The organism is Nocardia sp. NBC_01327, from assembly GCF_035958815.1.
GTDB lineage: Bacteria > Actinomycetota > Actinomycetes > Mycobacteriales > Mycobacteriaceae > Nocardia.
Genome location: NZ_CP108383.1, coordinates 8,080,984 through 8,107,645, shown reverse-complemented (window position 1 = coordinate 8,107,645; position 26,662 = coordinate 8,080,984). Strand labels below are relative to the sequence as shown.

Below are 26,662 nucleotides of genomic sequence, written 5' to 3'. Positions count from 1 at the left end.
CTCGTCTTCGCTGCCGCCGCATCTCCGCTGAATGACGGTCGGCTGGTGTGCGCCCCCTCACACCGGTGTGTGAAGAATGATTGACCGAGGCAGTGACGCCGGTCACTGTTGCGTAAGTTTTGTTCACGGCACGGAGGCGCAGTGATCGGTCGGAGAACGGAGCGCGGGGCGCGGATCCGGCGCGGGCGCTCGGTCGCCGGGCAGGTGTTCGCCGTGCAATTGGCGGTGCTGGCGGTGGTCATCGGGGTCGGCACCGCGCTGGTGGTGCTGCAGACCCGGCATGCCCAGGACGACGCCACCCGGGCGCAGGTCATCGATATCGCGGTGGCGGTCGCCCGGTCGCCCGCGACCTTGACCGCGGTGCGCAGTCCCGATCCGACGGCGCTGCTGCAACCGGTGACCGAGAGCATTCGGCAGAGCACCGGCGTCGATTTCATCGTCGTCATGGCTCCCGACCGCACCCGCTATACGCATACCGATCCGGACCGCATCGGAAAACCGTTCAGCGGCACCATCGATCGCGCGCTGGCGGGGGAGACCTTCACCGAGACCTTCGCCGGAACACTGGGTCCGTCCATTCGCTCGGTGACCCCGGTCCGGGACGGCGACGGCCGCATTGTCGCGCTGGTCTCGGCGGGCATCACCCGCGTGCACATCGGCGCTCAGGTGCGCGCGCAGCTACCGGCCATCCTGATGGTGGCCGCCGCCGGACTGGTGCTGGCGCTGCTGGGCGCACTGCTGTTGCGCCGCAGGCTGTTGCGGCAGACCCTCGGTCTGGCTCCCGCCGAAATGCGCACGCTGTACGAGCATCACGATGCCGTGCTGCACTCCGTGCACGAGGGCCTGCTGGTCTTCGATAAATCGGGCGAGCGCGCCGACGTGGTCAATGACGAGGCGCGGCGGCTGCTGCGGCTGCCGGACGGCCCGGTGCTGCGGGCCGATCTGCCCATCTCATTGCAACGGCTCGGGCCGGAGGTGGTGCGCGATGAGATGCATGTGACGCCGGAGCGGGTGCTGGTGGTCAATCAGGATCTGGTCGAACACGGCGGTCGCCGGATGGGCACCGTGCTCACTCTCCGCGACCACACCGAATTACGGGATGTACTGGGCGAATTGAACTCGGTGCGCGGTTTCGCCGACGCACTGCGCGCTCAGGCGCACGAGGCCGCCAATCGCCTGCACGCCGTGATCACCATGGTGGAGCTGGGCCGGTCCCGGGAGGCGGTCGCCTTCGCCACCGCGGAGCTGGAACTGTCGCAGGCGCTCATCGACCGGCTGACCGGTGCGGTCGCCGAACCGGCCGTGGTCGCGCTGCTGCTGGGCAAGGTGGAGCATGCGGCCGAATACGGCGTGGAGCTCACGGTCACCGGTGACACCCTGCTCGACTCCACCGATCCGCTCACCGCGCACGAAATGGTCACCCTGCTCGGCAATCTCGTCGACAATGCGCTCGATGCGGTCGGCCGGGACGAGGACGCGTGGGTGGAGGTCACCGTCCGCCGCGACGATGCCGAGCTGTATGTCCGGGTGGCCGACAGTGGTCCGGGCATGTCCGAGGAGCTGTTCAGCCGGGCGACCGAGCGTGGCTATTCCACCAAGACCGACCATCACGGTCTGGGTTTGGCGCTGGTGCGGCGGCTGGTGGCCCGGTACGGCGGGGAGCTGCGGGCGAGCCGGGAGCCCGAAGCGGCTGTTATCGTGCGCTTTCCGTGTCCGGTCTCGGCGCGGCCGGACGAGAGAGCGGATGCGGGTTCGGGCGATGGGTAGGCACCGGTGATCAGAGTCCTGATCGTGGAGGATGATCCGGCAATCGCCGAGGCGCACCGCTCCTACGTGGACCGACTGCCCGGTTTCGAGGTGGCGGGCGTCGCGCACACCGGGCGGGACGCGCTCGCCGCCGCCGGAACGTCACAGCGTGATAACGAGTCCATCGATCTGGTTCTGATGGATATCGGTTTACCGGATATGAGCGGTCTTGCGGTCGCAGCCGCTTTAGCGGGACTGCGCCCGCGCCCCGATGTCATTGCCGTCACCTCCGCGCGCGATCTCGCCATGGTGCGCGCGGCCGTCGCGCACGGCGTGGTGCTGTATCTGCTGAAGCCGTTCACCTTCTCGGCATTCCGCGAGAAGCTCGAGCGCTATCTCGAATATCGGGCGGCGCTGCCGGCGGGTGAGGCGGCGATCTCGCAGCAGGAGATCGACCGCGCCTTCGGCATGCTCCGCACCCCGGATCAACGGGCGACCTCGCCGAAAGGTATTGCGCCACAGACGATGGAGGAGGTGTCGCGCGCGGTGCGCGCGGCGCCGGAGGGGGTATCCGCGGGGGAGGCTGGGCGCGTCGTCGGCGTTTCGCGGGTTACCGCGTGGCGATACCTGGAGCGTCTCGCCGAAGACGGCGTGGTGCAGCGGCGAACGGACTACGGTCGCACCGGACGACCGCAGGTGCGTTATCTGTGGTTGCACTGAGTTCCGATTCACCACCGGTTTGCCCGAGATGTGCGGTGACCGTCATCACAGGGCAGGATGCCTGATCGGCACCCGCCCATGGTGTAACAGTTGCCACCTTTGGTGACGAACCGCTGTTGTAACGGGGATAGAGTCTGTACATATCTACCTGCGAAGTTCTGAGGTATCTAATTAGCGGGGCAAACTTGCAATTGGTCGGCAAACGGTCGGGTTCGCCGGATCCCAAACGTCACCTGTGGGTGTTGGGGCTCATCGCCCCGATGAGTGCATTGTTGCCGTCGCAGCTGGTCTACTGGACCCGCTTCGAGGTGTTCTGGTGGATCGGACCGATCATTGTTCTCATTGTCATACCCGTCCTGGACTGGGTCGTCGGGGAAGACGGCACCAATCCGAAGGATGAGGATTACGAACTACTCTCCAACGACCGGTACTACCGGTGGTGCACCTATCTGTTCCTTCCGGTTCAGCTGATCGGCCTGTACATCGCGGCTGTCATGTGGGCCGGTACCGACCTGTCGGTCATCGACAAGCTGGGGCTCGCGGCAACTCTCGGGTTTGTCAGCGGAATCGGTATCAATGCCGCGCACGAACTCGGGCACCGGGTGGAACATATGGAGCGGTGGCTGTCGAAAGTGGCTCTCGCGCAGTCGGCGTACGGCCATTTCTTCGTGGAGCACAATCGCGGCCATCACGTCCGTGTCGCCACCCCGGAGGATCCCGCCAGTGCCCGGATGGGCGAAACACTGTGGGAATTCCTGCCGCGCAGTGTGATCGGTGGCTTCCGTTCGGCTATCGGGCTCGAGCGCGACCGGCTGGGCCGGAAAGGGCAGGGCTGGTGGAGTATCCACAATCATGTGCTGCAGGCCTGGGTCATGACGGTGGTGCTCTTCGGCGCGCTGGTCGGCGGGTTCGGCTGGCGCATTCTGCCGTATCTGCTGCTGCAGGCCGTGATCGGCGCCGCGCTGCTCGAGACGGTCAACTATGTGGAGCACTACGGATTGCTGCGGCGCCGCCGGCCCAACGGCAAATGGGCGCGATGCTCGCCGAGTGACAGCTGGAACAGCGACCGCCTGGTCACCAATATTTTCCTGTTCCATCTGCAGCGGCACAGCGACCACCACGCAAATCCTGGACGCCGGTACCAGACTCTCCGCTCCACCCAGGAATCACCGCAGCTCCCAGCCGGTTACGCCACCATGATTCTGCTGGCGTTGTTCCCGCCGCTCTGGCGCTACGTCATGGATCAGCGGCTGCTGGCGCACTACAGCGGCGATATCAGCCGCGCCAATATCCAGCCGCGCAAACGCGACCGGATCCTGGCCCAGCACGGCGACGGGATGGCGGCCGCCGCCTGAGTGGCAACCGCCCGGTTCTCGCGTCGAGGGGGTGCGAGGCTGCCGTCGCGGTGTCGCCGTCGCGCGGCACCGACTAGCCTTGCTTGCGGAAGACAGGCCGACCAGGAGAGGCACGAGAGGCAGATGACGACCGCAGTGACCAGCATGATGACCCCCGACGTCCGCAACGGGATCGATTACAAGGTGGCGGACCTCTCGCTGGCCGAGTTCGGCCGCAAGGAGATTCGGCTCGCCGAGCACGAGATGCCGGGCCTGATGGCACTGCGTCGCGAGTACGACGATGTGCAGCCGCTGCGCGGTGCGCGCATCTCCGGCTCGCTGCACATGACCGTGCAGACCGCCGTGCTGATCGAGACCCTCGTGTCTCTCGGCGCGGAGGTCCGCTGGGCCTCCTGCAATATCTTCTCCACCCAGGATCACGCCGCCGCGGCCATCGTCGTGGGCCCGAACGGCACCGAGGACGAGCCCAAGGGCATCCCGGTGTTCGCGTGGAAGGGCGAGACCCTCGAGGAGTACTGGTGGGCCGCCGAGCAGATGCTCACCTGGCCCGGCGAGCCCGCGAACATGATTCTCGACGACGGCGGTGACGCCACCATGCTGGTGCTGCGCGGCGCCCAGTTCGAGAAGGCCGGCGTCGTGCCGCCCGAGGACGAGACCCACTCGGCCGAGTACAAGGTGTTCCTGAACCTGTTGCGCGCCAGCCTCGAAGCCGACAAGGCCAAGTGGAGCGTCGTCGCCGACAGCATCAAGGGCGTCACCGAGGAGACCACCACCGGTGTGCTGCGGCTGTACCAGTTCGCCGCCGCGGGTGAGCTGCCCTTCCCGGCCATCAATGTCAACGACTCGGTCACCAAGAGCAAGTTCGACAACAAGTACGGCACCCGGCACTCCCTCGTCGACGGCATCAACCGTGGCACCGATGTGCTCATCGGCGGTAAGAAGGTGCTGATCTGCGGCTACGGCGACGTCGGCAAGGGCTGCGCCGAATCGCTCAAGGGCCAGGGCGCGCGCGTGCAGGTCACCGAGATCGACCCGATCAACGCGCTGCAGGCGCTCATGGACGGCTTCGACGTGGTGACTGTCGAGCAGGCGATCGGCGATGCCGACATCGTGGTCACCTCCACGGGCAACAAGGACATCATCACCCTCGAGCATATGAAGGCGATGAAGGGTCAGGCCATCCTCGGCAATATCGGCCACTTCGACAATGAGATCGATATGGCCGCGCTGGAGCGTTCGGGCGCGCACCGCCTGAACATCAAGCCGCAGGTCGATCTGTGGACGTTCCCGGACTCCGGTCGCAGCATCATCGTGCTGTCCGAGGGCCGCCTGCTGAACCTGGGCAATGCCACCGGCCACCCCTCGTTCGTCATGTCCAACTCCTTCTCCAACCAGGTCATCGCGCAGCTCGAGCTGTGGACCAAGCCGCAGGAGTACGACAACGAGGTCTACCGCCTCCCCAAGCACCTGGACGAGAAGGTCGCCAAGATCCACGTCGAGGCCCTGGGCGGCACCCTCACCAAGCTCACCAAGGACCAGGCCGAGTACCTCGGCGTGGATGTCGAGGGCCCGTACAAGCCCGAGCACTACCGCTACTGAGCGGATCCGCCTGTAGGACATAAAGATCGGCCGGTCACCCACTGGGTGACCGGCCGATCCTTTTGCCGCAGTTCCCGACTGGAGCCGCTGCGTGCCCGCTCGGCTGTTACGGGCGGGGGAGTCCGGGACAGGGATTGGTCCCGGCGCTGCCCGGTATCGCACCGAGGGAGCCCGTGGCGGGCAAGGCCACACCCGGGCAGACGGTGATCATCCTGAGTTGCCCGGCGACCTGGGCGGGTACGGCCGGGCCGAGGCTGAGCGATCCGGAGGAAGACCCGGTGCCGGGATCGGTGGTGGTCGCGATGGGGGCTGCGGGCTCGGCCGGCTGGAGGGCGATCGGCGCGGCCTGCGCGGTTCCGGCGGACAGTGCGGCCAGCGCGAATCCCGCGATGGCTATTCGGGAGAAATACTGTGTGACAGTGGTTTTCGACATGTGCTCTCCTTGCAGGGGGAGTGGTGCGTCGCACTGTACAGTTTTGTGAAGCATCGGTTGTTCAAATTGCGCAAAGGCCGCCGAGCGCGGTGGGCGATCGGCGGCCGGGGCGGCGGTGGGGCGTACCGCTAGGGGGTTACTTGAGGCAGATGTCGATCAGGGGGATCCACTTGCCGCCCTGCAGGGTGCACAGGCCGGCGTTGATCAGCTCGCTCGCGCTCGATCCGGTGCCGCCGACATTGCTGGAACCCGAGCCGCCGGAGCCGGAGTCGGCGGGTGAGGCCACGGGGGCGGCGGGGTCCACGGTGACGGGGGCGGCAGTGGCGGTGCCGGCCGCGGCGATCGCGGCGGCGATGGCGAAGGCGCCGACGGCTGCGCGCGGGATGGCGTGGGCGAGGGGGTTATTCATCAGGTGTGCTCCTTGCAGGTGACAGTGCGTCGGACCCTACAAGAGATGAATCATGTCCGTTTCAGTTTTCGTCACTTATGGAACGAAACGGGCAGGGGATAGCCCTTCTCCGTCATGACCTCGCGCGCTCGGTCCGGATAGTCGGTGATGATGCCGTCCACGCCCTGATCGAGCACCAGGGCGATCGTCTGCTTGTCATTGACCGTCCACGGGATCACCTTGATGCCGAGGGCATGCGCGCGGGCCACGTAGGCCTCGGTGCTCGTCAGGGTGAAGCCGGCGTCACCGGCCTTGGCCCCGCTGTTCCACGGGCTGATGTAGCTGGGGGAGGAGATGTCCGCGCCGAGGGCCTTGATCGCGGACAGCGGGTCGTCGGCGTGATCCTGATAGCGAATCGGGCTGAGCCACATGCTCTCCGGCTTGAAGGTGGAATCGTCGTAGAGGGCGACGGTCGGGATGGTGGGATTCTTCGCCTTCACGAGGGGGAGGCTGCGCCAGTCGAAGCTCTGGATCTCGACCTTGCCGGTGGCTCCGGCGGTCTGGATCGCGCCGAGGATGACATCGACGAATTCGTCTGGCGTGGCGGACTGTTCGGGGTGCTCGGCCTCGATCTTGGTCTCGATGTTGTAGCGCAGCTTGTCGAAGGTGCCGGGATAGCTCTTCACCAGATCGAAGACCTCCGGCAGCTCGGCGATCCTGTTGCCCGGAAGTTCCTGCGCCTCCGGGAAATCCGCCAGCTTCTTACCGCAGTCGAGAGTGTGCAGCTGCGCGAAGGTCAGATCGTGCACCACCTTGCCGACATACGGGTACTGCGGATCGTCCGCGAACGCGGGCGCGGTGTCGGCGCACTTCTCCGGCAGGATCTTCGGATCGTGCCAGACGAGCGGCACCGAATCCTTCGTCAGCACGATATCGAGTTCGAGGGTCGAAACGCCCAGTTCGATGGACTTGGCGAACCCCGGCAGCGATTCCTCGGCGGTCAGTCCGCGACCGCCGCGATGCGCCTGCAGATCGAAGGCGCGCTTCGCGTCGGCATGCGGACCGGCACTGGACGAGGTGGAGTTGTCGCTGTCGGAATTACTGCCGCAGGCGGTCACTCCGAGTGCGGCAATCGCTACTCCCGCGACCGCGATAGTCCTTCTGACGTGCTTCGAACTCGATGCGAAGAAGGTCATGTCGCGGAGCATAGCAATCATTCGGTTAATGAGAATTGGGCGAATTGCGTGGCGCTGCACTCACCGGCCGAGCCCGCACCCCGGGGCATTCGGTACTCTCGCGATCATGGGTGCGCTGATTCCGGTGGAAGGGCTCGACGGTGCGGGCAAACGCACGCTGACCGATGCCGTCGTCGCCGATCTGCGCGCCCGCGGCCTGCGCATCGCCACCCTGGCCTTCCCGCGCTACGGCGTTTCCGTGCACGCGGATCTGGCCGCCGAGGCGCTGCGCGGCGGGCACGGCGATGTGGCCGCCTCGGTGAATGCCATGGCGCTGCTGTTCGCGCTCGATCGCGCCGATGCCCGGGATGAACTCTCGAAATTGCTGGCGGACAACGACATCGTGCTATTGGACCGCTACGTCGCCTCCAATGCCGCCTACTCCGCGGCCCGGGTGCATCAGGATGCGCACGGCGAAATCGTGGCCTGGATAGCCGAATTGGAGTTCGCCCGCTTCGAACTCCCTGTCCCAAATGTGCAGATTCTCTTGGATGTTCCCGTTGCTGTGGCAGAGGAACGCGCCCGGCTGCGCGGCGAATCCGATTCGTCCCGCGCACTCGATGCGTACGAAAAAGACGGCGGTCTGCAACGGCGCACCGGAACCGTCTACCGTGAGCTTGCCGAAATCAACTGGCACGGACCGTGGTGGGTACATCGGAGCGATGACGATCCGGCAACACTTGCCGCGCGGCTCGCGGAATTCGTTGCTGGATAGGGTTGGATGTGCGCCGACAGGTCACGAGTGTTGGCGTGGCGGCCTGATTGGAGCCGGAGAGGTGACAACATAGTCTTATGAAGCCCAAGATTCTGGTCGTCGACGACGATATGGCTCTCGCTGAGATGCTCACGATCGTCTTGCGGGGTGAGGGATTCGACCCTCACGTCGTCGGTGACGGCACGCAGGCGCTGACCGCGGTCCGGGAGCTGCGCCCGGATCTCGTGTTGCTGGATCTCATGCTGCCCGGCATGAACGGTATCGACGTGTGCCGGGTGCTGCGAGCCGATTCGGGAGTGCCCATCGTAATGCTGACGGCGAAGACCGATACGGTCGACGTCGTCCTGGGGTTGGAGTCTGGCGCCGACGATTACATCGTCAAGCCGTTCAAGCCGAAAGAACTCGTTGCTCGTGTGCGGGCCCGCCTGCGCCGCACCGAGGAAGAGCCACAGGAATTGCTGTCCATCGCGGACATCGTCATCGACGTGCCGGCGCACAAGGTGACCCGCGGCGGTCAGCAGATCTCGCTGACTCCCTTGGAATTCGATCTGCTGGTCGCACTTGCTCGCAAGCCGCGCCAGGTGTTCACCCGTGAGGTGCTCCTCGAACAGGTCTGGGGCTACCGGCATGCCGCCGATACCCGCCTGGTCAATGTGCACGTACAGCGGTTGCGCGCCAAGGTGGAGAAGGATCCCGAGAACCCGGAGATCGTGCTCACCGTGCGCGGGGTGGGTTACAAGGCCGGACCGCCGTGATCGCTGGCTCCAGAAACCGCCTTCAGCGGTCGCTGGCAGTGATGGTGGCCTGGTTTCGCTCCGTAGGTGAGCGACTGGGCCACGTCTGGCGTGGTTCTCTGCAACTGCGCGTTGTCGTGTCCACCCTGACCCTGTCGTTGATCGTGATCACGATTCTCGGAGTCGTGCTCACATCGCAGATCACCGACAGGCTCCTGGACGCGAAGATCAATGCGGCCGTCGAGGAGATGGGCCGTGCCCGTAATACGGTGCAGGCCACCTTGACGGGCGTGCACGATTCCAGCACCCAGCTGGCTCGACTGGAGGATGCCCGCCGCGCCCTGGCCGGGGGCGGCGGCTCCCAATCCGGCGGCGCCGCGGGCAGTTACGACTCCGCGCTGGCCATGGTCGGCGACAGTCAATCCGAGCTCAATGCCGGGCCGATCCAGGAAATCCCGCCGGAGCTGCGGCATTTCGTGCAGGAGCGCCAGGTCAGCTATCAGTTCGCGACGGTGTCCGATCCGGACGGCTATCGCGGCTCGGCGCTGATCATCGGCAGCCCCGCCGCCGACATACCCACGCTGGAGATCTATCTGATCTTCCCGCTCACCAATGAGCAACGCTCCCTGGGTCTTATGCGCGGCACCATGCTCATCGGCGGCATCGTGCTGCTGGTGCTGCTCGCCGCCATCACCGCCCTGGTGACGCGCCAGGTGGTGCTGCCCATTCGATCCGCGGCGCGCATCGCCTCGCGCTTCGCAGACGGACGACTCAAAGAGCGCATGCTCGTGCGCGGTGAGGACGACATGGCCAGGCTGGCCATGTCGTTCAATGAGATGGCCGAAAGTCTGTCCAACCAGATCACCCAGCTCGAAGAGTTCGGAAATCTGCAGCGCCGCTTCACCTCCGACGTCAGCCATGAGCTGCGCACGCCCTTGACCACGGTCCGCATGGCCGCCGATCTCATCCACGGCTCCAGCGACGACCTGGATCCGGCGCTGGCGCGCTCGGCCGAACTGCTGGTGAACGAACTCGACCGCTTCGAGGGACTGCTCAACGATCTGCTCGAGATCAGCCGGCACGACGCGGGTGTGGCCGAGCTGCAGGTGGAATCGCTCGATGTGCGCATGTGCGCGCGGGCGGCCGTGTCCACCGTGCGGCACCTGGCCAAGGAGTCCGGCGTCGAACTCGTCGTCGATATGCCCGAGGAACCCCTTGTCGCCGAGGTGGATCCGCGCCGGGTCGAGCGGGTGCTGCGCAATCTGCTCGCCAATGCCATCGACCACAGCGAGGGCAAACCGGTCCTCATGCGCATGCGCGGGGACACCGACGCCAATGCCGTCGCCATCATCGTGCGCGATCAGGGTGTAGGCCTGCGGCCCGGGGAAGAGAAACTGGTCTTCAACCGGTTCTGGCGTTCGGACCCCTCGCGCATGCGGCGCAGCGGCGGAACGGGTTTGGGCCTGTCCATCAGCGTCGAGGACGCGAACCTGCACGAGGGCAAACTCGAGGCCTGGGGCGAGATCGGCGTCGGCGCCAGCTTCCGGCTGACCCTTCCGCTGGTGCGCACCCGGAAACTGGGCCAGAGCCCACTGCCCCTGGAACCGCCCAAGACCCGCGGCGGCGTCACCGCCGAACAGCTCGCCCTCGATATCGGCACCGTCGAATCCGCCGCGGCCGAAATCGATCCCCTCCCCGCCGAATACGAACTCGCCGTCGCGGAACCCCCTGCCGCGGTGACGGACTACGAACTCGCCGTCGCGGACCCGCCCGCGGGCATCACGGAGTACGAACTCGCGGTCGCGGACCCGCCCGCCGGAGTCACGGAGTACGAACTCGCCGTGGCGGATCCGCCCGCTGGTGTGCCGGAGTACGAGCTCGCGGTCGCGGATCCCCCCACCGGCCGATCCAAGCGGGCGGCCGTGGATACCCCGGCCACCGAGCCGGAGTCCGCCGAACCCGGCCCCGGCGCAAAGGATTCCGCAGCGAACGGTGACGGTTCACCGGATAACGACACTCCTGAGGAACCCGCGCGTACCGACTCCGGGGACGGAAAGCCATGAGGATGGGCAGAAATCGCCTGGCCCGGGCGATCGTGGTTCTCGGCTGTCTGGTGGGTCTCACCGCGTGTGCGAATCTCCCGGATTCATCAGCGCCGCAGGCACTGGGCACCCTGGATCACCAGCCGAGCAGTTCCGGTCCTACACCGCCCATTTCGGGTCGTGAGCCGGATCAGCTGCTGCGCGATTTCCTGCAGGCGACCTCCGATCCGACCAATCGGCATCAGACCGCACGGCAGTACCTGTCGCCCGCCGCCAATGTGCGCTGGGACGATGCGGCCGGCACCACCATCGTCGACCGCCCGGACACGCTGCGGGAATCGCGCACCCCCGATACCGCCACCTATGTGATCCGGGCCCGCAAGATCGGCGAGCTCGCCGCCGACGGCGCCTACCGCGCCAGCGACGGCACCCTGGAGAACAAGGTCGAAATGGTGAAGGTCGACGGTGAATGGCGCGTCGACGATCTGCCGCCCGGCGTCCTCATCGAACAAACCGCGTTCGCCAAGTCCTACAAGCGGTACTCGCTGTTCTTCCCCAATCTGGCGGGTATGGCCATGGTCCCCGATCTGCGCTGGGTCTCCGCGCGCAAGGACCAACTGCCGCAACGACTACTGGGCATGCTCGGCGAGGGCACCCAGCAGGCGCTGGCCTCCGCCGTGCGCAATCCGCTCTCCGGCGGGGTGACCCTGCGCGGGCCCATCACCAAGGCCAATGGCGAGACCGACAATGTCGGCGTCGGCGCGGGCGGCGTCCAGATCGACTTCGCGGGGGCGTCCGCACTGGATCCGAAGGCCAAGGAGCTCTTGGCAACCCAGGTGGTGCTGACCCTCGCCGGCGCTGAGATCCTCGGACCGTACATGCTGCTGGCCGACGGCAAACCGCTCGACGACCGCTACGCCGCCACCGGCTGGAACCGGTCCGACGTGGAAGCCATGAGCCCGGATGCCATCGCGCAGAACAGGACCGGACTGCACGCGGTGCGCGACGGCTCACTGGTGGCCGTCACCGACAGCGGGATCACCGCGGCCCCCGGCTTCTTCGGCAGCACCCACACCCTGCAATCGGTGGCGCTGTCGCCGGACGGGCAACTGGTCGCCGCGGTCGCCAACTCCGGCCGCCCCGCACCGGAACCGGAACGCACCCTCATCATCGGCACCTATGACGGCCAGGGCTTCCCGGTCGCCACCGGCGGCACCTTCACCCGCCCGTCCTGGCCCGCCGACGGCACCTCCGCCTGGGCGGTGGTCGACGGGGACCGGGTGATCCGGGCGGTGCACGACCGCAGCACCGGCAATGTGTCGGTGCAGGATGTGGACATCTCCGAATTGCAGGCGGCGGCGGCCAATTCGAGTTCGAACTCCGCTCAGCCGCCGCGCGGGCCGATCACCGAACTGCGTATCTCACCGTCCGGTGCGCGGGCGGCGCTGATCGCCAACGGCAAGGTGTACGTGGTGGTCGTGGCCCCGCAAGCCGGTGGCGGCGGCAAGTTCTCGCTGAGCTCGCCACTGCCCCTGGCTGTCGGTCTGAGCACCGCCGCGGTGTCGGTGGACTGGCAGAGCGATGAGCGTGTCATCGTCACGCGAGAGGGCAATGTGGACCCCGTAGCGGGCGTCCTGGTGGACGGCTCCGGCTTCCAGCCGCAGAGCACGCAGAACCTCACTCCGCCGGTGCGGGTCGTCAGCGTTTCGCCGGACCACGAGTACATCGCCGACTCCCGCGCGGTCCTCGAGCTGACCCGCAATCCCGAAGGCGGCGAATACTACTGGCGCGAAGTTCCCGGTCTCGGGAGCAATGCGGTGCCGGTGCTGCCGGGCTAGGCGCACACTGGATCGATGGGGGAGCTGCTGGATCTGATCCTGCCGCGCAGCTGCGGCGGGTGCGGAGTGGGCGGAACCAGCTGGTGTGCCGACTGCGCCGATGCGCTGTCCGGTCCGCCGATCCGGCTGCGCCCGCGCGCCGATCCCGGGGTGCCGTGCTGGGCGCTCGCGCCCTACCGGGGCGCGCCGCGCCGCGCGGTGCTGGCCGCCAAGGAACAGCGACGCGCCGACCTGGCGCCCTCGATAGGGGTGGCCCTGGCCAGGGGGCTGGATCATTTGCGGGACGGCACACGGCCGCTGATTCTGGTTCCCGCACCCAGCCGTAGAGTGGCGGCGCGGCGTCGCGGCGGTGATCCGGTGGTGCGTGCCGCGCACGTCGCGGCGAGTTGGCTGCCCGATTGCCGAGTGATGCGATTACTGGCCATGCGCCCTGGTGTGCGCGATTCGGTCGGCCTCGGCAGGAGCGACCGCCAGCACAATCTGCGCGGGCGGATCATCGTGGGTCCGGGCTGCTCCCGACCCGTCCTGTTTCCGGCAAATGCCGAGGTAGTCCTTATCGACGACGTGTTGACCACGGGCGCCACGGTGTGCGAATCGGTGCGTGCGCTACGCGGTGCCCGAGTGACGGTTCGTGCCGCGCTGGTTACGTGCCACGCTTGATTCTTCGAAATTTGCGTGAACACTGGCGGACAGGTCGCTGGCGTATTAGCGTCGGTTTCCAGACACCCGGACTAAGAGTTTGGAGGTGGCGCCTCGGACATCAGTGCCGAGCGATCTCTTCGATCGGCACACGTTTCAATCCCGCCGCACGAGCGGTTTGTGCGGCCAGATCCGGGAGGTACGCGTGACGACTTCTTCACGACCTTCAGCGAAGTCTGCAGACACCTCGGTGCTGCTGGATGATGAATTCATCCCCGACGATCAATCCACCGTGCTCGGCCAGGCGGCGGAAATCGTGGTCAAGGGACGAACCCTCGGCGAGGGTGGCGTTCCAGAACATTTCCGAAACCACGTGTCGGAGAAGCTTTCTCGCCTGGAGCGCTTCGATCCCACCATCTATCTGTTCGATGTGGAACTCACACACGAACGCAACCGTCGTCAACGCAAGAACTGCCAGCGGATCGAGATCACCGCTCGCGGCAAGGGTCCGGTCGTCCGGGCCGAAGCCTGCGCGGACAGCTTCTACGCCGCCCTGGAGCTGGCGGTCGAGAGGCTGGAGAGCCGGTTGCGCCGGCTCAAGGACCGTCGTCGCGTACATCATGGGGACAAGACACCGATCTCGGTGTCCGAAGCGACGGCCGGGCTGATCGACGATTCGCTGTTCATGTCACCGAACGGGTCGTCCGGCGCACATGATCACGCGGGCGAGGAACAGGACGGCGAAACCGCCGGACCTGGTCATGTCGTCCGTACCAAGACCCATCCCGCCATCCCCATGACGATCGACGACGCCCTCTACCAGATGGAGCTCGTCGGTCACGATTTCTTCCTGTTCCAGGACAAGGAGACCGACCGACCGTCGGTCGTCTACCGTCGCCACGCCTTCGACTACGGCATCATCCGTCTCGCATAAAGTGGCTATTCGCTAGAACATCCTCTCGACCGGGGCTTTACCAGAGCCCCGGTCGCCCTGTGTCATGGCGGCGGTGGCCGTAGGTCGCTTGCTGTTACATCTCGTATCAGATACAACTGATTTCGTGAGTATTCGGGTAACTCCTGGGGTACCCCCAGAACTCGGCCAGGTCGGCGACCGCCGGTCGGCAACGCAGGTTTCGGGGCTCTCAGTGGCCCGCCAAAGTTTCGGGGAGGCGGTCTAGCGTGGCTACCAGTGGTGCTCGCCGTGCTGTCATCGTGTCCGGTGTGCGGACCCCGTTCGTGCGGGCGTTCGGTGATTACACGCGGATGGATTCCATCGACCTCGCCGATACCGCCGTGCGCGGACTGCTCGAGCGGACCGGGCTGCCGAAGGGGGAGGTGCAGGCCATCGTGTGGGGCGGGGTGATTCTGCCCAGTGGCGCACCGAATATCGCGCGTGAGATCGCGCTGGATCTCCAATTGGACCCGGGCTGTGAGGGTTACACCGTCACTCGCGCCTGCGCGTCCGGTTTGCAGGCCATCACCTCCGCCGTCGCGGCCATCGAGCGCGGCGAATACGACATCATGATCGCCGGGGGCAGCGACTCCACCAGCAATGCCGAGGTGAAGCTGCCGCAGAAGATCGTGCACGCCGCCGCGCCGCTGGCGCTGGGGAAGCCGAAGGCGAAGGACTACCTTTCGGCCGCAGCGCAATTGGCGCCGTTCATCGATCTGGTGCCGCGCCGCCCGAAGATCGAGGAGCGGACCACCGGCGAGGTCATGGGTGAATCCGCCGAGAAAATGGCGCGCATCCACGGCATTTCGCGCGCCGCACAGGACGAGTTCGCCGCCCGCTCGCATCACCGCGCCGCCGCGGCCATCGAATCCGGGCGATTCGACAGCGAAGTGCTGTCGGTGACCACCCCCGAGGGCAAGGTCGTCGATCGCGACGGTCTGGTTCGCCCCGGCACCAGCGTCGGGAAACTGTCCACGCTCGCACCGGTTTTCGCCAAGGGCGGCACCGTCACCGCGGGCAATGCCAGCCCGCTCACCGACGGCGGCTCCGCGGTCCTGCTCATGAGCGAGGAGAAGGCCCGCGCCCTCGGCTTCGAGCCCCTGGCGGCCTTCCGCTCCTGGAGTTTCGTCAGCGTGGACCCGCGCGATCAGGTCCTCATCGGCCCCGCCATCTCCATGCCGCGCGCCCTGGACAAGGCCGGATTGTCCCTGGCGGATATCGATTTCGTCGATATCCACGAGGCCTTCGCCGCCCAGACCCTGTCCGTCGTCTCGGCCCTGGCCAGCGACGAATGGGCCAAGACCCGCCTCGACCGCGACACGGCCGTCGGCGAAATCGACCCCGCCACCTTGAATGTGCACGGCGGCTCGGTCTCCCTCGGCCACCCCTTCGGCGCGACCGGCGCCCGCATGGTCACCACCATGGCGAACGAACTCGCACGCACCGGCAAGTCCACCGCCCTCCTCGGCATCTGCGCCGCGGGCGGCATCGGCGCCTCCGCAGTCCTCGAACGCGTCTAGCCCCCTACCAGGTTTTTTCGGCCCGCAGCATGCGAATCAGCATGCTGCGGGCCGTTTTTCCCTCCGCCCCGCAGCGGTGAAAATCGCGCCGCTCGAGCTCGCCGCACCCGCGCCTGCGTGGGTGCGGCCACCCCCCGGATGCCCGATACGGGTGTGGCCACGCCCGGGTGCCCGGCAGGGTGTGGTCATGCCCGGGTGCCCGGCAGGGTGTGACCGTGCCCGGGTGCGCTACGGGTGTGTCTTATGCGGGTGGGGCTGTGCGCGTGCAGTAATCGCCCAGTCCGCGTTCGAGTAGGTCGAAGGCGTGCTCGGCGTGGGCGAGCGCGTCGGGCAGTACGGACTTCGGGTCGGCTCCTGCCAGCATGCGCCGGTTGTTCTCGGCGATCAGCGTGTGCCGGACGGCGATGATTTGCGCCGCCGCGAGTCGGGGGGTGAGACCCGGATCGCCGGTCTGCGTGATGAGTTCGGTGGCGAGCAGATCCTCCGACCGCTCCCGGAAGGTGGCCACGCGCTGGGCCAGTGCCGGCGTCGCGCGGACCAGGCGCTGTACGTCGACGATGCCGGCCATATTGCTGAGGCCGGTCGCCGGATCGAAAGCCGTCAGCCCTGAACGGAATTGGCGGCGCACCGCGGCCACGGCCGATTCGCCGACGGCCCGCTCCCGCACGACGGCGGCGGGCTCGCCGACATGCTCCTCCATCGGAGTGAGGACCAGGTCCTCCTTGGTGCCGAAGTAGTTGAACACCGTCATCTTCGACACGTTCACCGCGGCGGCGATCTCCGCGACGGAGACATTGTCGAAGCCGCGCTCCACGAACAAGGCCATGGCGGCCCGCCAGAGTGCCCGCGCGGTATCGATCTTCTTGCGCTCCCGCAGGCTGAGTTCCTCGGTCATGGGCGGAACTATACCAGGATGAAAATTGATCCTGGATAAAGTATTGACCCGGTCAACAAATCGGGCTTATCGTTCTGGCCATGAGCACGAACACCGCACCTGCCGATACGGCAAAGCCCATGTCTCCCTTGCAGACCGGCATCGCCAAGATCCTCTGCCTGCTGACGATGATCCTGGCGATCCTGGACGGAAATATCGTCTCCGCGGCCATCGTCCCGATCGTCCGAGACCTCGATCCGATCAACGGCATCAACCAGGTGACCTGGCTGGTCGCCGGATTCACCCTGGCCGCGACGGTGATGCTGCCGCTCTACGGCCGTCTCTGCGATCTGTTCGGGCCGAAGCGGGTGCTCATCGCCGCGCTCACCGTCTTCATGGCCGGTTCCGCGCTCTGCGGCGCGGCCACCACCATGACCGAACTGATCGCCTTCCGGATGCTGCAGGGCGTCGGCGCGGGCGGACTGATGAGCGTCACCATGGTGCTGATGTTCCATGTCATGGGCGGCGGCAAGGGCAAGGGCCCCGGCGCGATGGCCGGGCTGATGGCCGGATTCGGTATGGCCATCGGGCCGCTGGTGGGCGGGCTGTTCGCCGACAGTGGCAACTGGCGCTGGATCTTCTATATCAATCTGCCGCTCGGCCTGGCGATCGTCGCCGGTCTGCTCTGGGCTGTGCGCCTTCCTGTTCACACCGCCAAGACCTCGCTCGATCTGCTCGGCGCAGCACTGGTCGCCGGATTCGCCGGCGCCCTGCTGATGGCCTGCGAATGGGGTGGCACGCAGTACAGCTGGACCTCGCCGGTGATCATCGAACTGCTTGCGGCATCGGTCCTGTGCCTGGCCCTGTTCCTCTGGCGGCAGGCCACCGCGGCGCACCCGATCCTGCCGCTGGCGCTGTTCCGCCTGCGGGCCGTGCGGCTCGGCTACGTCATTCAGGGCCTGATCGGCATCGTCATGACCGGCGCCATGATCAATCTGATGGTCTATCTGCAGATCGCCCGGGGCATCAGCGCCACCGATGCCGGTGTATACCTGGCCTTCATGGCCGCTGGACTGATGGTGTCCGGTCTGCTCGGCGACAAGCTCGGTTTCGCCACCCGCACCTCGATGATCATCGGAACCGCTTTCCTGACAATCGCTTTGGCGGGGCTGGCGACCACCGGCGACCACACCTCGCTCTGGCTTATTCGCGGCGAACTGGTGGTACTGGGGCTCGGATTCGGCCAGCTGCTGGGCAAGCTCATCACCGTCGTGCAGAGTGCCGTCCCGCGTCACCAGCTCGGCGTGGCCACCACCGGCATCCGCTTCTTCCAGTCGCTCGGCGGTGCGGTCGGTGCGGCCGCCGCCGGATCGCTGCTCAATACCTGCTTCGCCGCCGATGACCCCGGCGTGAGCATGTCGGCCCTCGGCACCCTGACCTCGGCGGCTCACCAGCAGGCGCTGAACGCCTTCACCTCGGGCATCGACATCGTCTTCATCGCCGCTGCGGTCCTGGCAGCGCTCGCCCTGGCTTTGACCAGCCGCCTCCGCGAAACCCCGGCCGCCGAACTCGTTGCCCAACCGACCGCTACTCGGTCTGCCGCACCGGTCCTCGCACGCTGATCGGGCGGTTATGCCCCGGATCACTTCCGGGCGGATTGTGTTGCGTGACGCAATTATCCGAATCGGTGAGTCGGAAGGCTTTGTGGTCCACATCATGGCTGGTCAAGCGGTATTTCAATAGTTTCTGAGTTGAAACTGATCAATTGACCAGGTGGTCACCCTCCAAAGACGACGACCACCCTCGGATGCAGAAGGATTGATGGACGTGCGTATCAGCAAGGCTCTCTACACCAGTGTCATCGCTCTTCCCGTCGCCGCCGGCGTGATCCTCGCGGGCGCCGGCACCGCGAATGCCGCGACCGCCGACCAGCCGCAGCCCGCCGCCGCGATCAGCGACATTCCGCGTGATCCCACCACCGGTATTCCGGTCCAGACCCTGAACAGCATGGGCGCGGCCGCCGGTACCGGCGCGCTCATCGGCGCGGGTGCCGGTGCGGTCGCGGGCGGCGTCGCCGGTGGCGTCGTCGGACTCCCGGCCGGTGTGGTCGGCGCCGCGATCGGCGCTCCCGTGGGCGCCGCAGCCGGAGCCGTTGTCGGCCCGGCCGCGGGCACCGTCGTCGGTGGTGTTGCCGGAGCGCTCCCCGGCGTGGTCGCCGGTGGCATCGCGGGCATCCCCACGGGCCCCGCGGGCGTCGTCGCCGGAGCCATTGTCGGTGGCGCGGCAGGAGTCGGTGTCGGCGCCGGAGTCGGTGCGGCCCTCGGTGAAGCCGCGGGCGTTCCCGTCGGCACGGTCGCCGGTGGCGCGCTCGGTTTCGCCGCCGGTGAAGCCATCCCGGTCGCGATCGGCGCAGCGGGTGGCGCGGCGATCGGTGCGGGCATCGGCGCCGCGGTGGGCGCGGGCTCGGCCTATGCCGCAGGCGCGCACTGATTCTCGGTCACCGCGTGTGGCGAGCATGCGGCCTCGCACTCGAAACCCCCGAATGCCCGTGCGGGCGCGGGGGTTTAGGCTATTCGGCGGATTCGGCCGGGGTGAAGCGCTCCCAGTGGACAGCGGCTTCGAGGGGGCGGCGGGTGCGCCAGCCGAAGCGTTCCAGATCGGGGATCTGCTGGAATTCGTCGACGGGGCCGACACAGAGCCAGGCGACCGGTTTGATGTGGTCGGGCAGATCGAGCAGATCGGCGAGAACCGGGGTGTCGTAGAAACTCACCCAGCCGACGCCCACGCCCTCGGCGGTGGCGGCCAGCCAGAGGTTCTGTATCGCCAGAATGGTGGAGTAGATGCCGGTTTCGGGAACCGTCGCACGGCCCAGCACATGGGTGCCGCCGCGCGCCTGATTGTGGGTGACCACAATCCCGGTGCCGGATTCGGTAATGCCCTCGATCTTGATCGGAGTGAAGGTCTCGGAGCGGTCCGAAGGCAGCGCCTCCTGGAATTCGCGGCGCTTGCCGGCGACATGATCGGCGAACTTCGACAGCATGGCCGGATCACGAATGACGATGAAATCCCACGGCATCGAATTGCCGACGCTGGGCGCCCGATGCGCGGCGTCGAGAATCCGCAACAGCGTGGTGTCGTCCACGACCTCTCCGGTGAACTCCGCGCGCACATCGCGGCGCAGGCGGATGGCGTCGTAGACGCTCAGACATTCATCAGGGGCGATCGGACCTTCAGCACACACGGCGTCCAGTGAACCAGGCCCCGCCGCAGCCCTACCTGGCAGCCCGCCCTATCGAGGCGGTGTTGACTCCCGGCATCCGGCGAGCGCACTCCCCGTCATCCCAGCGCGGCCACTCTCTGTCATACCGGCGCGCATCTGGCCGGGATCCATGCCGGGTGCGCTCCAGCAGTTTCCGGTGGATCCCGGCCAGAAGTATGCCGGGGTGACGGGGCGACTCCGAATTCGAAATTCGATGCGGCCCGGTACGCCGAAGCGCCCCCGCTGAATTCAGCGGGGGCGCTTCGGGTGGTTCAGTGGCTCAGCCGACGAGGGCGGGCTGGCGGGTGATGCGGCGACGGCCCTCCTTGAGGGCGGTGCGCAGACCGCGGCGGGCGCCGGTGGCCGGATCGATGCTGGCCTGGCCGCCGAAGGCCTTCTCGGACTTGGTTTCCGGAGCGTCGTCGGTGCTGCGGCTCAGGTACTTATTGGGCAGCGACAGCTTCATGATGGTGCGCCACGACTTGAAGTACTGCACCGGCAGCGAACCGGTGGTGTACGGCAGGTCGTACTTGTCGCACATGGCCCGCACCCGCACCGCGATGTCCTTCAGCCGGTTGGACGGCAGATCCGGGAACAGGTGGTGCTCGATCTGGTGGCTGAGATTGCCGCTCATGAAGTGCAGCAGCTTGCCGCCGGAGATATTGGCGCTGCCCAGCATCTGCCGCAGGTACCACTCACCCTGGGTTTCATTGAGCACATCGCCCTTGGTGAACTTCTCGGCGCCGTCGGGGAAATGGCCGCAGAAGATGATCGCATTGGTCCACACATTGCGGATCACATTGGCGGTCAGGTTCGCGGTCAGCGTGCCGAAGAAGGCCGGACCGGTGAGCAGCGGGAACAGCAGGTAATCCTTGCCCGCCTGCTTGCCGATCTTCTTGAGCACCAGCGTGCGGTCCGCCTCGAACTGCTTCCATTCGGGGCTGTCCTTGGCCCACTTCTTCTTGGCGATCTTGCCGAGCTCCAAATGCTGGATGGCGACGCCGTATTCGAAGAAGCTCTGCAGCAGCAGGTTGTACAGCGGCTGGCCGAGGTAGAACGGGCTCCAGCGCTGATCGCGGGTGACGCGCAGCAGGCCGTAGCCGATATCGTCATCCATACCGAGCACATTGGTGTACTTGTGGTGCAGGAAGTTGTGCGTGATCTTCCAGTGCTCGGACGGGCCCGCGTTATCCCATTCCCACTGGGTGGAGTGGATTTCCGGATCGTTCATCCAGTCCCACTGCCCGTGCATGACGTTGTGGCCGATCTCCATATTCTCGATGATCTTGGCCGTGCCGAGCAGTGCCGCGCCCGCGAACCAGGCGGGCGGGAACAGACTGAAGAAAAGCGCTCCGCGGCCGGTGATTTCGAGGCCGCGCTGTAAACGAATCACATTTCGGATGTAGCGGGCATCGCTGTCACCCCGGGAAGATTCGATTTCGCGGCGGATGGCATCCAGCTCCGCGCCGATAGCCTCGACATCCTCCGGGGTGAGGTGTGCGTATTCCTTGACATCCGAGATCGCCATGCAGGTTACTGTACCGAAGGTTACGGCTCCGTAGGTTTCCAACAGTTGAATCCGTAACGTGTCGAACGCCGCATTGCGTTCGACATGTGCATCTGCTAGCGATTACGCCGCAGAATGCGCGACAACCGACGCTCGCGGCCCGCCTTCGTCTGCAGCAAATCCTTTTCCTGCCTTGCCTTTTCCTGGAGCGACGCCTTGGCCTCGCGCAGTACGGCCTTCTCGTGCAGCGCCTTCTCCTTGAGCGCCACCTTTGCCTCCTGCAGCGCCGAACGCAGCCCGCGCCGCTCACCCGTCACCGGGTCCACACCCGCCCAATTGTGCTCGGCCAGCCATTCACTGCCGGCGGGCAATGACGGCATTGCGGGCAGGGTGACGCCCGCGAACTTGCGTTCGGAAGAGGTCTCCGGCGCATCGTCGGAGGTGCGCTTCAGGAATTGATCCGGCAGTGCCAGCTTGTGAATCGTGCGGAACGCCAACAGGTATTGCTTACCGATCGATCCGGTGGTGTACGGCAGATCGTACTTATCGCACAGCTCCTTCACCTTCACCGACACCTGGGCGTACCGATTGCTCGGAATGTCCGGGAACAGATGATGCTCGATCTGGAAGCTGAGATTGCCGCTCATCAACGCCATGGCCGGGCCCGCCTCGAAATTGGCGCTGCCCAGCATCTGCCGCAGGTACCACTCGCCCTGCGTCTCGTTCTCGAACTGCTCTTCGGTGAATTTCTGTGCGCCGTCCGGGAAGTGACCGCAGAAGATCACCGCGTACGCCCACAGATTGCGAATCAGGTTGGCCGACGCATTCGCCTTCAGCGTCGACTTCCACGCCGGACCGGTGAGCGCCGGATAGATCACGAAATCCTTGACGACCTGCTTGCCCGCCTTGCGCAGGAAATCCTTGGTCGGCGCGGAGAACCACTGGTCCTTCGGAATTCCCAGCTGGCTCTTGGCGGCATCGAGATCGTGCAGCGCGATGCCCCACTCGAACAGGGCCGCCAGCACCAGATTCGCGAACGGCTGCGCCAGATTGATGGGCTTCCATTCCTCGTCGCGCGTCATGCGCAGAATGCCGAAGCCCAGATCCTCGTCCATATCGAGGATGTTGGTATAGGTGTGGTGCGAGTAGTTGTGCGCCCGCTTCCACTGGGACGACGCACCCGTCATATCCCACTCCCAACTGGTGGAGTGGATCTCCGGATCGTTCATCCAATCCCATTGCCCGTGGCTGATGTTGTGCCCGAGCTCCATGTTCTCGATGATCTTGGCGACCGAGAGCAGGCCGGTGCCCGCGAGCCAGGCCCAGCGATTGCGGCTGCCGAACAGCGTGGCGCGGCCCGCCGCCTCCAGCACGCGCTGGGCGCGGATGACGCGGCGGATGTACTTCGCGTCGCGTTCCCCGAGGGAAAGCTCCACGTCGCGTCGAATGGTGTCGAGCTCCTGACCCAGGGTCTCGATATCCGCCTCGGTGAGATGGGCGAACGCCTTGATGTCGGTGATAGCCACCGGCGATCCTTCCGTGGTTGAACGCCCACACGCCACAGTGGCGGATTCGCGGCCCCGATCGGGGCCGCGGTCAGGCTCGACTGCTATCGAGGGTAGCGGCTCTTCGGAAACAGGGGGCCGCACGATTCGTTGTTCATACGCGCTTCATACATCGAGCGTGCAATCGCCCGCCGCCGCCGAGATACAGGTCTGCACTTTGTCGCCCGCACGGCGCTCATTGCCGTTGCGAAGATCGCGTACATGGCCCTCTGTGACGGTGACCACACAGGTCTGGCAAATGCCCATTCGGCAGCCGAAAGGCATCTGCACGCCCGCACTTTCACCGGCCTGCAACAGCGTGGTGGCGCCGTCGACCTCGAGGCTGCGGCCCGCGCGCGCGAAGGTGACGGTGCCGCCCTCGCCGGTGGCCGAACGCTCGATCTCGAAGCGCTCCACATGCAGCTGATCCGGGATTCCGGCCGCCGCCCAATGCTTTTCGATCTCGTCGAGCATGCCGATCGGGCCGCAGGCCCAGGTATCGCGCTCGCGCCAGTCCGGCACCCGCTCGTCCAGCTCGGCCAGTGCGAACTTGCCGTGCTCGCCGGTGAAGTGCAGGTCCGCGGTGAAACTCGGGTGCTTGTCGTGCAATTCGCGCAGTTCATTGCCGAACATGACATCGTCGGCGGTGCGCGAGGAGTGCACATGCACCACATCCGGCACCACACCGCGCCGGTCCATCGTGCGCAGCATGGCCATCACCGGAGTGATGCCCGAGCCCGCGGTCAGGAACAGCACCTTCGCCGGCGGCGGCTCGGGGAGCACGAAGCCGCCCTGCGGTGCGGCCAGGCGCACCACACTGCCCACCGCGACGCCGTTGACCAGATGGCTGGAGAGGAAACCCTCCGGCATGGCCTTCACCGCAATGGAGATGAGCCGCTTGGCCTTGTGTTCGGGATCGGTCCAATCCGGCGGGCAGGTCAGCGAATACGACCGCCAGTGCCAGCGACCCTCGACCAGTACGCCGATGCCGATGTACTGCCCCGGGGAGAATTTGAAGTCGAAACCCCAGCCCGGCTTGATCACCAGCGTGACCGAATCCGAGGTCTCCTTGCGCACCGCCACGATCCGGCCGCGCAGTTCGCGCGCCGACCACAGCGGATTCACCAGGTGCAGATAATCGTCCGGCAGCAGGGGAGTGGTGATCCGCGCCGCCGCGCCGCGCAGGGCGTTCAGCTTGGTGCGTCCCGCGGTCGCGCCTTCGGCGACGGGCGCCTCCAGCCATTCCCGGAGTCCCCGCACGGAGAATCCCCCAGTCTTCGATGCCATTTTCCGGACGTTCCTGTTCGTCGTGCGCTCGTGGCGCAGTGTCTTCATGCGCGACCCGTCAGTGGGTCACAGGCTCCGTGGCACAGCGTCGTCGCTGCCCGGGTGCTCGCGTCGTGCGGCTTGCCGTAGTTGCTCGCCGCACGGTGTCACAGCAAGGTTACGGCATCGTAGGTTACGGTGCCGTCGGCGACAACAATCCGTCATCAGAGCATGTTTTCGGCGGGGAGCTCCGGCGGGTTACAGCAGGTCGAGCAGGAACGGCAGTTCCTGGGCCGCGTACCACGCCAACTGGTGGTCCTCGGCATCGCCGAGCACGAATTCGGCATCCGGATCGCCCATATCGGCGGCGTCGATGACATCCACGGCCTTGGCGACCTCGGGTTCGGCCTCGGCCAGATCCACGTGCACCGAGGCGATGCGGTCGTAGGGGATGGCACTCGACAGCCGCACCACGGCATCGTCCAGATCGGGCCGCAGCGTGGCATCGTCCACATCGGCGGCGATGACCGCGCGCCGGAAGATGGGACCGCGCGCGGGCGCCGCATCGGAATCGTCGGCCGAATCGCCGTCATTGTCGGCCGCGGCCTGATCCTCGGCCAGTAGTCGCAGCGAGGCGCGGGCGGCTTCGCCCATGGCGACCTCGGCCAGTTCGTCGTCGTCGCCGGAGGCGTACGCCTCGCGCAGCGCCGGAGTCACCGCGAAGGCGGTGTCGTTGATGACCCGGATCTCCCGGTCCGCGACCAGGTCGCGCAGCATCGGCACGGTGGCCGGGACATACACCCGCAGTTTCTTCGACACGCCGGACGACTCACTGGACGCAGGCACCGAGCATCTCCTCCATCGACTCGTGCACCGAAGCGGTCAGCACCGCGATATCGGCCATTGCGTCGCGGTCGGCGGTGAGTCCGTAGAAGACCCGCCCGTCATAGGAGGTGAGCCCGATACTCAAAGCCTGAAAGCGCAGCAGTGGCGACACCGGGTACATCTCCAGCATCCGCGCGCCGCCGATGTACATGGGCTGCTGCGGACCCGGCGCGTTGGTGATCACCAGATTGAACGTGTGCTCTGCAAAAGTACTCGCCGACCGCACGCTCATGGCATGCAGGCTCGCCGGAGCGAAACCGGCCATATGCACGAGCGTCCGGGCCTGCACGCCCAGCTGATGCCGGGAGTGCGCCTCGGTGGCGTGCTTGATGTGCGAGAGCCTGATCACCGGATTCGGTTCGCCCACCGGCAGATCCACCAGTAGTGAGGTCACCTCGCCCGCCGGTTTCGCCGCCGCCCCGTCGGCGTACACCGACATGGGCACGACCGCCCGCAGCGCATCGGCCTCGGTGAGCACCTGGCCGCGCGAGAGCAGCCAATTGCGCAGCGCGCCGGTGACCACGGCGAGGATGACGTCATTGGTGGAGCAGTCGAACCGCTTGCGGATCTTGCGGTAGTCCTCCAGATCGGTGCGCACCACCTCCACCCGGCGATTGCGGGAGGTGCGGGTGTTCAACGGGCTGTCCGGTGCGCCCAGCGCCGCCGTCCGCAGCATGGACACCATCTTCTGCACGGCCTTGCCGGTGGCGTCGACCACCGCGAACGCCTCGGCGCCGTGATGGCGCATGACCTCGAGGGCCTCGCGCGGCTGGGTGGCCAGATGCAGCACCGCGCCGATGAACAGTTCCAGATCGGCGGGTTCGCGATGCGCGATCCAGGCGTCGTCGGCGACCTCGCGGGGCGCGGCGGAGGTGTCCAGGATCACATGTCCGATTTCCAGGGCGGAATCACCGTCCACCAGCGCCGAATGCGTTTTGGTGAACAGCGCCGAACGGCCCTGCGAGAGACCCTCGACGAGGTACATCTCCCAGAGCGGCCGGGTGGGGTCGAGCGGGCGCGAGGCCAGCCGCGCGACCAGGTCGAGCAGCTGTTCGTCGGTGCCCGGTTCCGGCAGCGCGGACCGGCGGACGTGATAGGTGATGTCGAAATGCGCATCGTCCACCCACACCGGGCGGCCCAGCGTGAACGGGATTTCGCGTACTTTGCGCCGATAGAGCGGCACCATCGGCAATCGCGATTCCACCAGTGACACCAGACCGTCGTAATCGAGCGGCGGATGGCCGGAATTTCCGGATGGAACCGAATTGCGCAGAATGGCGAGGGAACCGATATGCATCGGGTTGCTGCTCGATTCGAGCCGGTAGAACGCTGTGTCCTGCGGCGTCAGTCTCGTGATCACGCTGCCCGCTACTCCCTGAGAATCCCTGCCTGCGTCCGCAATGGTGTCCCC

At 66.4% G+C, this 26,662-nt stretch carries 23 protein-coding genes; 13 read left to right on the top strand and 10 right to left on the bottom strand.

Annotated elements, in window-relative coordinates:
• Nucleotides 1-141 precede the first annotated feature (141 nt).
• The 4 genes from OG326_RS37465 to ahcY all read left to right on the top strand — a co-directional run bounded on the left by OG326_RS37465 (nucleotide 142) and on the right by ahcY (nucleotide 5,420).
• A complete protein-coding gene (locus OG326_RS37465) occupies nucleotides 142-1,767 on the top strand; it encodes a sensor histidine kinase (protein WP_327141840.1) in 1,626 nt (541 codons plus the stop codon).
• Nucleotides 1,768-1,773: 6 nt separating this feature from the next.
• A complete protein-coding gene (locus OG326_RS37460) occupies nucleotides 1,774-2,466 on the top strand; it encodes a response regulator (protein ID WP_327141839.1) in 693 nt (230 codons plus the stop codon).
• A 260-nt stretch (nucleotides 2,467-2,726) separates the two neighbouring features.
• Nucleotides 2,727-3,821, top strand: a complete 1,095-nt coding sequence (locus OG326_RS37455; RefSeq protein ID WP_327141838.1) for an alkane 1-monooxygenase — start codon at nucleotides 2,727-2,729, stop codon at nucleotides 3,819-3,821.
• A gap of 123 nt (nucleotides 3,822-3,944) precedes the next feature.
• On the top strand, nucleotides 3,945-5,420 hold the full coding sequence (ahcY, locus tag OG326_RS37450) for an adenosylhomocysteinase (protein ID WP_327141837.1): 1,476 nt from the start codon (nucleotides 3,945-3,947) through the stop codon (nucleotides 5,418-5,420).
• A 106-nt stretch (nucleotides 5,421-5,526) separates the two neighbouring features.
• Here the strand turns inward: ahcY and OG326_RS37445 are convergent, their stop codons facing one another.
• The 3 genes from OG326_RS37445 to OG326_RS37435 form a co-directional block, all read right to left on the bottom strand.
• On the bottom strand, nucleotides 5,527-5,853 hold the full coding sequence (locus OG326_RS37445; protein WP_327141836.1) for a hypothetical protein: 327 nt from the start codon (nucleotides 5,851-5,853) through the stop codon (nucleotides 5,527-5,529).
• Between the two features lie 136 nt (nucleotides 5,854-5,989).
• Nucleotides 5,990-6,262 (bottom strand): hypothetical protein, encoded by a 273-nt coding sequence (locus OG326_RS37440; RefSeq protein WP_327141835.1) that lies wholly within the window; start codon nucleotides 6,260-6,262, stop codon nucleotides 5,990-5,992.
• Between the two features lie 71 nt (nucleotides 6,263-6,333).
• Nucleotides 6,334-7,437, bottom strand: coding sequence for a glycerophosphodiester phosphodiesterase (locus OG326_RS37435; protein ID WP_327141834.1), 1,104 nt, complete (start codon nucleotides 7,435-7,437; stop codon nucleotides 6,334-6,336).
• A 106-nt stretch (nucleotides 7,438-7,543) separates the two neighbouring features.
• On the opposite strand from OG326_RS37435, the gene OG326_RS37430 reads away from it, so the two are divergent.
• The 7 genes from OG326_RS37430 to OG326_RS37400 all read left to right on the top strand — a co-directional run bounded on the left by OG326_RS37430 (nucleotide 7,544) and on the right by OG326_RS37400 (nucleotide 15,916).
• A complete protein-coding gene (locus OG326_RS37430; RefSeq protein ID WP_327141833.1) occupies nucleotides 7,544-8,191 on the top strand; it encodes a dTMP kinase in 648 nt (215 codons plus the stop codon).
• 77 nt (nucleotides 8,192-8,268) lie between these two features.
• A complete protein-coding gene (mtrA, locus tag OG326_RS37425; protein WP_029931579.1) occupies nucleotides 8,269-8,946 on the top strand; it encodes an MtrAB system response regulator MtrA in 678 nt (225 codons plus the stop codon).
• A gap of 41 nt (nucleotides 8,947-8,987) precedes the next feature.
• Nucleotides 8,988-10,988 carry an MtrAB system histidine kinase MtrB gene (mtrB, locus tag OG326_RS37420; protein ID WP_327141832.1) on the top strand — a complete coding sequence of 667 codons (2,001 nt, stop codon included), beginning with the start codon at nucleotides 8,988-8,990 and terminating at the stop codon, nucleotides 10,986-10,988.
• A 2-nt stretch (nucleotides 10,989-10,990) separates the two neighbouring features.
• The gene (gene lpqB / locus OG326_RS37415; protein ID WP_327141831.1) at nucleotides 10,991-12,805 is read left to right on the top strand and encodes an MtrAB system accessory lipoprotein LpqB; all 1,815 of its coding nucleotides are present in this window, start codon (nucleotides 10,991-10,993) and stop codon (nucleotides 12,803-12,805) included.
• Between the two features lie 15 nt (nucleotides 12,806-12,820).
• Nucleotides 12,821-13,465, top strand: a complete 645-nt coding sequence (locus OG326_RS37410; RefSeq protein WP_327141830.1) for a ComF family protein — start codon at nucleotides 12,821-12,823, stop codon at nucleotides 13,463-13,465.
• 232 nt (nucleotides 13,466-13,697) lie between these two features.
• Nucleotides 13,698-14,378 carry a ribosome hibernation-promoting factor, HPF/YfiA family gene (gene hpf, locus OG326_RS37405; RefSeq protein WP_442791085.1) on the top strand — a complete coding sequence of 227 codons (681 nt, stop codon included), beginning with the start codon at nucleotides 13,698-13,700 and terminating at the stop codon, nucleotides 14,376-14,378.
• A gap of 245 nt (nucleotides 14,379-14,623) precedes the next feature.
• Nucleotides 14,624-15,916: an acetyl-CoA C-acyltransferase gene (locus OG326_RS37400; RefSeq protein WP_327141829.1), complete on the top strand. Its 1,293-nt coding sequence runs from the start codon at nucleotides 14,624-14,626 to the stop codon at nucleotides 15,914-15,916.
• 241 nt (nucleotides 15,917-16,157) lie between these two features.
• On the opposite strand, the gene OG326_RS37395 is transcribed toward OG326_RS37400, so the two are convergent.
• Complete coding sequence (locus tag OG326_RS37395; protein ID WP_327141828.1) at nucleotides 16,158-16,811, bottom strand: TetR/AcrR family transcriptional regulator; 654 nt, start codon at nucleotides 16,809-16,811, stop codon at nucleotides 16,158-16,160.
• Nucleotides 16,812-16,891: 80 nt separating this feature from the next.
• On the opposite strand from OG326_RS37395, the gene OG326_RS37390 reads away from it, so the two are divergent.
• Both OG326_RS37390 and OG326_RS37385 read left to right on the top strand, forming a co-directional pair.
• Entirely contained in the window at nucleotides 16,892-18,412 is a 1,521-nt protein-coding gene (locus OG326_RS37390; protein WP_327141827.1) for an MFS transporter, read from the top strand.
• A gap of 205 nt (nucleotides 18,413-18,617) precedes the next feature.
• Nucleotides 18,618-19,280: a hypothetical protein gene (locus tag OG326_RS37385; protein WP_327141826.1), complete on the top strand. Its 663-nt coding sequence runs from the start codon at nucleotides 18,618-18,620 to the stop codon at nucleotides 19,278-19,280.
• A gap of 79 nt (nucleotides 19,281-19,359) precedes the next feature.
• Here the strand turns inward: OG326_RS37385 and bluB are convergent, their stop codons facing one another.
• The 6 genes from bluB to OG326_RS37355 all read right to left on the bottom strand — a co-directional run bounded on the left by bluB (nucleotide 19,360) and on the right by OG326_RS37355 (nucleotide 26,611).
• On the bottom strand, nucleotides 19,360-19,995 hold the full coding sequence (gene bluB / locus OG326_RS37380; protein WP_327146701.1) for a 5,6-dimethylbenzimidazole synthase: 636 nt from the start codon (nucleotides 19,993-19,995) through the stop codon (nucleotides 19,360-19,362).
• A 334-nt stretch (nucleotides 19,996-20,329) separates the two neighbouring features.
• Nucleotides 20,330-21,577, bottom strand: coding sequence for a fatty acid desaturase family protein (locus tag OG326_RS37375; RefSeq protein WP_327141825.1), 1,248 nt, complete (start codon nucleotides 21,575-21,577; stop codon nucleotides 20,330-20,332).
• Between the two features lie 95 nt (nucleotides 21,578-21,672).
• Complete coding sequence (locus OG326_RS37370) at nucleotides 21,673-23,082, bottom strand: fatty acid desaturase family protein (RefSeq protein WP_327141824.1); 1,410 nt, start codon at nucleotides 23,080-23,082, stop codon at nucleotides 21,673-21,675.
• Between the two features lie 144 nt (nucleotides 23,083-23,226).
• On the bottom strand, nucleotides 23,227-24,387 hold the full coding sequence (locus OG326_RS37365; RefSeq protein ID WP_327141823.1) for a ferredoxin reductase: 1,161 nt from the start codon (nucleotides 24,385-24,387) through the stop codon (nucleotides 23,227-23,229).
• A 237-nt stretch (nucleotides 24,388-24,624) separates the two neighbouring features.
• Complete coding sequence (locus tag OG326_RS37360) at nucleotides 24,625-25,173, bottom strand: DUF6912 family protein (RefSeq protein WP_442791084.1); 549 nt, start codon at nucleotides 25,171-25,173, stop codon at nucleotides 24,625-24,627.
• A 22-nt stretch (nucleotides 25,174-25,195) separates the two neighbouring features.
• Entirely contained in the window at nucleotides 25,196-26,611 is a 1,416-nt protein-coding gene (locus OG326_RS37355; protein ID WP_327141822.1) for a WS/DGAT/MGAT family O-acyltransferase, read from the bottom strand.
• Nucleotides 26,612-26,662: the final 51 nt, after the last annotated feature.

What these genes read in the sequence shown, in the direction of transcription:
- OG326_RS37390 (WP_327141827.1), top strand. Translation starts at nt 16,892, where the DNA reads ATGAGCACGAACACCGCACCTGCCGATACGGCAAAGCCCATGTCTCCC.
- OG326_RS37395 (WP_327141828.1), bottom strand. Translation starts at nt 16,811, where the DNA reads ATGACCGAGGAACTCAGCCTGCGGGAGCGCAAGAAGATCGATACCGCG.
- OG326_RS37410 (WP_327141830.1), top strand. Translation starts at nt 12,821, where the DNA reads ATGGGGGAGCTGCTGGATCTGATCCTGCCGCGCAGCTGCGGCGGGTGC.
- mtrA (WP_029931579.1), top strand. Translation starts at nt 8,269, where the DNA reads ATGAAGCCCAAGATTCTGGTCGTCGACGACGATATGGCTCTCGCTGAG.
- OG326_RS37440 (WP_327141835.1), bottom strand. Translation starts at nt 6,262, where the DNA reads ATGAATAACCCCCTCGCCCACGCCATCCCGCGCGCAGCCGTCGGCGCC.
- OG326_RS37375 (WP_327141825.1), bottom strand. Translation starts at nt 21,577, where the DNA reads ATGGCGATCTCGGATGTCAAGGAATACGCACACCTCACCCCGGAGGAT.
- OG326_RS37455 (WP_327141838.1), top strand. Translation starts at nt 2,727, where the DNA reads ATGAGTGCATTGTTGCCGTCGCAGCTGGTCTACTGGACCCGCTTCGAG.
- lpqB (WP_327141831.1), top strand. Translation starts at nt 10,991, where the DNA reads ATGGGCAGAAATCGCCTGGCCCGGGCGATCGTGGTTCTCGGCTGTCTG.
- OG326_RS37445 (WP_327141836.1), bottom strand. Translation starts at nt 5,853, where the DNA reads ATGTCGAAAACCACTGTCACACAGTATTTCTCCCGAATAGCCATCGCG.
- OG326_RS37430 (WP_327141833.1), top strand. Translation starts at nt 7,544, where the DNA reads ATGGGTGCGCTGATTCCGGTGGAAGGGCTCGACGGTGCGGGCAAACGC.
- OG326_RS37435 (WP_327141834.1), bottom strand. Translation starts at nt 7,437, where the DNA reads ATGACCTTCTTCGCATCGAGTTCGAAGCACGTCAGAAGGACTATCGCG.
- OG326_RS37365 (WP_327141823.1), bottom strand. Translation starts at nt 24,387, where the DNA reads ATGGCATCGAAGACTGGGGGATTCTCCGTGCGGGGACTCCGGGAATGG.
- mtrB (WP_327141832.1), top strand. Translation starts at nt 8,988, where the DNA reads ATGGTGGCCTGGTTTCGCTCCGTAGGTGAGCGACTGGGCCACGTCTGG.
- ahcY (WP_327141837.1), top strand. Translation starts at nt 3,945, where the DNA reads ATGACGACCGCAGTGACCAGCATGATGACCCCCGACGTCCGCAACGGG.